Consider the following 5,376-nt stretch of genomic DNA (forward strand, 5'->3'; position numbering starts at 1 on the left):
TGCGTCGCGGGCGCATGAGATCAAACAGGCGCCGGACCTGTGCGGCAAGCCGGTCGGTACGAGCCGCAGCACATCGTTTCCCGCCGATACCGCCGCGTGGAGCGCGAAAAACTGCGAAGGCGCGGGCAAGGGCGCGATCACCGTCGCGGGAACCGAAGATACCTCATCCGCGCGCATGCAACTCAAGCAAGGACGCATTGCAGCGGGCGTGCAGGGCAGCGAGACCTTGCCATACGCAATGAAGCTTGAACCGAATACGTACAAGCCTATCGGCGAGCCGTTCGCGACATCGCCTGAAGGCATTGCGTTCGCCAAGTCGAATCCAAAATTGCGCGATGCCGTGCTTGGTGCGCTCAATACGTTGATTGCGAACGGTACGTACGCAGCGATTGTCGCGAAGTGGAGCTTGCAATCGAGTGCGGTCACGAAAGTCACGTTGAATGGTACGGCGCTTCACTGATGGATATTCACGTGCCTTCGACCAGTCCGCCATTTCTGGTTCATGGGCGAGTACGCAAGCAGGACCGATCAATGGGGATCGCAGGCATGCCCAAGCGCTGGCTGAGCAAGCAGGCGGAGTTGCTTGCCGCATGGCAGATGCGCGTGACACCAGCCGAGACCTGATTTCATCTGGCCGGGGAAAAGAAGCCACTTAAGCCGTACCGTGTTATTTTTCAAGCCTCCAACCGCTTCGCTGTCACACGAAGGAGCTTTCCGATGACTGCCTCAGCCGCTGTCCTGGCCATCCTCGCCGCGATCCTGATGGGGGCCATGAGCCCCGGTCCCAGCTTCGTGCTGGTCGCGCGCAATGCAATTGGCCTGTCCCGCGCCGATGGACTCGCGACCGCACTCGGCATGGGCGTAGGCGGTGTGTTCTTCAGCGGCATCGCGCTGGCGGGTTTGTACACGCTGCTGTCCGCCGTCGCATGGCTCTATGTCACGTTAAAAATTGCGGGTGGCCTCTACCTGATCTATATCGCGTTCAATATCTGGCGGGGTGCATCGAGTCCGCTACGCGTCGATCAGGCTCGTTCCGCACACACTCGCAATCTGCGGAAATCGTTCTTGATCGGCCTGACTACGCAACTCAGCAACCCGAAGACCGCTATCTGGTACGGCAGTATCTTTGCGGCCTTGTTGCCGCAACATCCGCCACTCTGGTGTTACTTCGTGCTGCCGCCTTTGCTGTTCGGCATCGAGGCGGGCTGGTACACCGTCGTAGCATTGGGTTTCTCCAGCCGCCGTCCGCGCGAGGTTTATCTGCGCGCGAAGAAATGGGTTGACCGGATTGCTGCAACGGCCGTTGCCGCGCTCGGTTTGCGGCTCATATTCGCGGCGCACAAAGCGGGCATCTAACGCACGGCGTCGGGCGCGGCTAGAGGCTGATCATCCACGGCTGGCCGCCCGCTGAGCGAGGGGCTGCCTGGCTCGACCGAACGCGGCAGTTTGATCTTGCTCGAACAACACCCGCAAACCGCGTCAGGTGCCGACTAACGCGCGGCTCACGTGCCGCGCGTTCATTTATTGCGCCGAGCTGCTCGTGACCATGATCTCGGACGTCTTCCGGGACGCGGTATAGACAGAAGTTTTTCAGGATGCGGAATGGACCGGCTCGGCGCTGCGATCAAAATTCGACGATAGGTTGGATTTCAGCATTTTCACGCGGCATTCCCCGCTGTTGCTGGCTCCAGGGCCGGTACGGCGCCGGTTTTCGTTCGCCCTAAATCAGAAAATACTTGTATATACCGATTTTGTTGTCCTAGACTCGCGGTTATGCTCTTGTATAGACAAGATAGCCCCGCATACAAACGCGCAAGCCTGACGCCCAAGGACAACACCGATGATGAAGCTCACCCCCGGCAAACTGACCCTCCCGCAACTGCGCCAGATCGCACGCGAACGTGTGGAGCTCGAACTCGACCCGGCAAGCCACGCGGCTATCGATGCCAGTGCAAAAGCCGTCGAGGACATCGCCGCGAAAGGCCTGCCGGCCTACGGCATCAACACGGGTTTTGGCCGCCTCGCGAACACGCACATTCCCGCAGACCAGCTCGAACTCCTGCAGCGCAATCTGGTTTTGTCGCACGCGGTCGGTGTCGGTGAGCCAATGTCGCCGCCCGTCGTCCGTTTGTTGATGGCGCTGAAACTGTCGAGCCTGGGGCGTGGTCATTCCGGCATTCGCCGCAAGGTGATGGACGCCATGATCACGCTGTTCAACGCAGACGTGCTGCCCGTCATTCCGGTCAAGGGGTCGGTTGGCGCATCGGGCGACCTTGCGCCGCTCGCGCATATGTCGGGCGTGCTGATGGGTATCGGCGAAGTGTTCCTCGGCGGAAAGCTGGCGCCTGCCATCGATGGACTCAAGTCCGTCGGCCTCGAACCGCTGACCCTGCAAGCCAAGGAAGGGCTCGCGCTTTTGAACGGCACGCAGGCATCGACCGCGCTCGCGTTATACAACATGTTCGCAATCGAAGACCTCTACCGGACGGGTCTGGTGTCGGGCTCGCTGTCGGTGGATGCCGCCGAGGGTTCCGTCGTTCCCTTCGACGCCCGCATTCACGCGTTGCGCGGCCACCAGGGGCAGATCGATGCAGCCGCTGCATATCGCACCTTGCTGGAAGGCTCGGGCATCAACCTGTCGCATCAGGATTGCGACAAGGTCCAGGACCCGTACAGCCTTCGATGCCAGCCGCAGGTCATGGGCGCGTGTCTCGACCAGATCCGTCATGCAGGCAACGTGTTGCTGATCGAAGCGAACGCCGTATCGGACAATCCGCTGATTTTCCCGGACACGGGCGAAGTGCTTTCGGGCGGCAACTTTCATGCGGAACCCGTCGCGTTTGCCGCCGATAACCTCGCGATTGCCGCGGCGGAAATCGGCGCATTGGCGGAACGCCGCATTGCGCTACTGATCGATGCCACGCTCTCCGGCTTGCCGCCTTTCCTCGTTCGCGATGGCGGTGTGAACTCGGGCTTCATGATCGCGCATGTGACGGCGGCCGCGCTTGCATCGGAGAACAAGACCTACGCGCATCCGGCATCGGTGGACTCGCTGCCGACGTCGGCGAATCAGGAAGATCACGTGTCCATGGCGACGTTCGCCGCGCGCAAGCTGGGCGATATTGCCGAGAACGTGACCCATATCCTCGCGATCGAATTGCTCGCGGCGGCGCAGGGCGTGGACTTGCGCGCGCCGCATCTGACGAGTCCGCGTTTGCAGCCGGTCATGCAATCCATCCGCGCCGATGTCGAGCATTACGAGCTCGATCATTACTTCGCGCCGGATATCGTGGCCGTGGCGAAGCAGGTGAGAAGCGGCAAGATTGCCGGATTCTGCCCGCTGCAATTCGCGTCGCACGGCACGGTTTAAGTCGTTTTCAAGCCTACGGCGGCCGGGTCGTTCTCAGCTCTGCCGCTGTAGGTTGTCGCTGCTGAAGCGGCATCCCAATCTGTATCGCGTACCTGGATGCACGAAGCGCGCGAACGTCACCGCAACATTATTTGCCCACGTCCGGCGCACCAGCGTCAGGCACGGCTGATCGGGGCCGATCTCGAGCAAGCGGGCATCGGCGCGGGAGGGCAGTTCGGCATCGACCACGTGCTCGACTTCATGTGCGGGCACCGTGTTGTACAAATACTCCGAAGGGCGCACCGTCGAGAAATCCTGCTCCAGAAAATGCGGTGCGACTTCCGGATTCACATAGCGGTCTTCGAGTTGCACCGGCACCCCGTTCTCACGATGCACGCACACCACATGAAACACGGACGCACCAGGCGCCAGACCTAGCGCGGCGGACACATCGCTTGCGGCCGCCTCACGCACGGCAAGCATGATCGAATAACCGTACTCGTGACCTCTGGCACGAATCTCGTCGCCTATATGCGCGATCATCAGCAATGTGGACTGCGGCTTCTCTTCCGCAATGAACGTCCCCACGCCCGAAAAGCGCGTCAATACCCCTTGTTCCGTTAGCTCGCGCAACGCGCGGTTGATCGTCATGCGCGATACGCCCAGCTCGCCGACCAGCGTCATCTCCGACGGAATGCGGTCGCCCGGCCGCCATTCCCCCGAGAGAATGCGCGTGCGGATATGTTCCTTCACGCGCTCATAGCGCGCGAGTGGCACGGCTGTTTCCTGCGCTGCAGATGCTGGGTTCGAAAGCCCGTTTGTATTCATGTTTTTACATCCTGCTGGATTCTGTCGCGACCGGCATGGTGCCGGCAGCGGGGTCCTCACAACGCGTCCAGAACGCGTTCCTGTCGAGATAGTTTTGCAGAAACTGTCGAAGGCGTGGCTGCTGGGCGTTGTGAAACACGTCCTCGGGCGAGCCCTGCGCGGCAATCTTGCCATGATCTATAAACATGACCGTGTCCGCAACCTGCGCTGCAAAACCCATTTCGTGAGTGACGATGACCATCGTCATGCCGTCGTTCGCCAGGTTCTTCATGACCTGAAGCACCTCGCCAACGAGCTCCGGATCGAGCGCGGACGTGGGTTCGTCGAAGAGCATGATGTGCGGTTCCATGGCGAGCGCGCGTGCGATCGCAACGCGTTGCTGCTGACCGCCGGAAAGACGCGCGGGATGGTTGTTCGCACGATCGGCGAGGCCGACTTTGTCGAGCATGGCGAGCGCGCGTTTATGCGCTTCCGCCTTCGGAAGTTTGCGCACGCGCACCAGCGCTTCGGCGACATTTTCCATGGCCGTCATGTGCGGCCACAAATTGAATTGCTGGAACACCATGCCGACGTTACGGCGCACACGATTGATCTCGGCTTGGCGTGCGCGCACGCGCTTGCCGTTGCGCTCCGTCACATAACCCAGCAATTCGCCTTCGATGTAAATCTCGCCTTCGCTGTATTCCTCGAGGAACGCGAGTGATCGCAGCAGGGTGCTTTTGCCCGAACCCGACGGCCCGATGATGCACGTCACCTCCGACTTGCGCACAGCGAGCGAAACGTCGTCGAGTACCTTGAGCGTGCCGAAATGCTTGCTGACATGCCGGGCATCGACGAGATATTCAGCCTGCGCCGGCGTGTTGCCGATAATCGGTTTCTTCATGATTCAGCACTCAAAATGAGGTCGGCGTTTTTAATGCGTTCATCGGGTCAGGAAACGGCCGACACGCAATTCGACCCATTGCCCGGCTCGCGAAGCCGCTTCCACCAGCACGAGATAACATACGCACAACGCGAGCAGCGTTTCGACAAACGCAAATTTTTCGGAGCCGATACCCGTCAGCACGAACGTCAGTTCCGGTACGGTAACAACCGACAACACCGCGGTCTCCTTGCTCAGCACGATGATCAGATTCGTCAGGGCGGGCACGATCAGCACGAGCATCTGCGGGACCTGAATGCGGATCACGGCTTGCCAG

4 protein-coding genes and 2 pseudogenes are annotated in these 5,376 nt (G+C 60.6%); 3 read left to right on the forward strand and 3 right to left on the reverse strand.

The features are described 5' to 3' along the window. The 3 genes and pseudogenes from ACFFAR_RS23530 to hutH form a co-directional block, all read left to right on the forward strand. Positions 1-460: pseudogene (locus ACFFAR_RS23530) on the forward strand (ABC transporter substrate-binding protein); the annotation flags it as partial. Positions 461-717: 257 nt separating this feature from the next. Next, positions 718-1,356 (forward strand): LysE family translocator, encoded by a 639-nt coding sequence (locus ACFFAR_RS23535; RefSeq protein ID WP_375508563.1) that lies wholly within the window; start codon positions 718-720, stop codon positions 1,354-1,356. A 484-nt stretch (positions 1,357-1,840) separates the two neighbouring features. After that, positions 1,841-3,370, forward strand: coding sequence for a histidine ammonia-lyase (gene hutH, locus ACFFAR_RS23540; protein ID WP_174365503.1), 1,530 nt, complete (start codon positions 1,841-1,843; stop codon positions 3,368-3,370). Between the two features lie 33 nt (positions 3,371-3,403). Here hutH and hutC read toward each other — a convergent pair whose 3' ends face one another. The 3 genes and pseudogenes from hutC to ACFFAR_RS23555 all read right to left on the reverse strand — a co-directional run. After that, complete coding sequence (hutC, locus tag ACFFAR_RS23545) at positions 3,404-4,177, reverse strand: histidine utilization repressor (RefSeq protein WP_061999431.1); 774 nt, start codon at positions 4,175-4,177, stop codon at positions 3,404-3,406. Between the two features lie 4 nt (positions 4,178-4,181). Next, on the reverse strand, positions 4,182-5,060 hold the full coding sequence (locus ACFFAR_RS23550) for an ATP-binding cassette domain-containing protein (protein WP_174365735.1): 879 nt from the start codon (positions 5,058-5,060) through the stop codon (positions 4,182-4,184). 39 nt (positions 5,061-5,099) lie between these two features. Next, positions 5,100-5,376, reverse strand: a pseudogene (locus ACFFAR_RS23555) (amino acid ABC transporter permease); the annotation flags it as partial.

Origin of the sequence: uncultured Caballeronia sp., assembly GCF_964243625.1 — a bacterium.
In the GTDB taxonomy this organism is placed as follows: domain Bacteria; phylum Pseudomonadota; class Gammaproteobacteria; order Burkholderiales; family Burkholderiaceae; genus Caballeronia.

Excerpts from the sequence above, each read along its gene's own strand:
- ACFFAR_RS23535 (WP_375508563.1), top strand. The coding sequence starts at position 718 with ATGACTGCCTCAGCCGCTGTCCTGGCCATCCTCGCCGCGATCCTGATG.
- hutH (WP_174365503.1), top strand. The coding sequence starts at position 1,841 with ATGATGAAGCTCACCCCCGGCAAACTGACCCTCCCGCAACTGCGCCAG.
- ACFFAR_RS23550 (WP_174365735.1), bottom strand. The coding sequence starts at position 5,060 with ATGAAGAAACCGATTATCGGCAACACGCCGGCGCAGGCTGAATATCTC.
- hutC (WP_061999431.1), bottom strand. The coding sequence starts at position 4,177 with ATGAATACAAACGGGCTTTCGAACCCAGCATCTGCAGCGCAGGAAACA.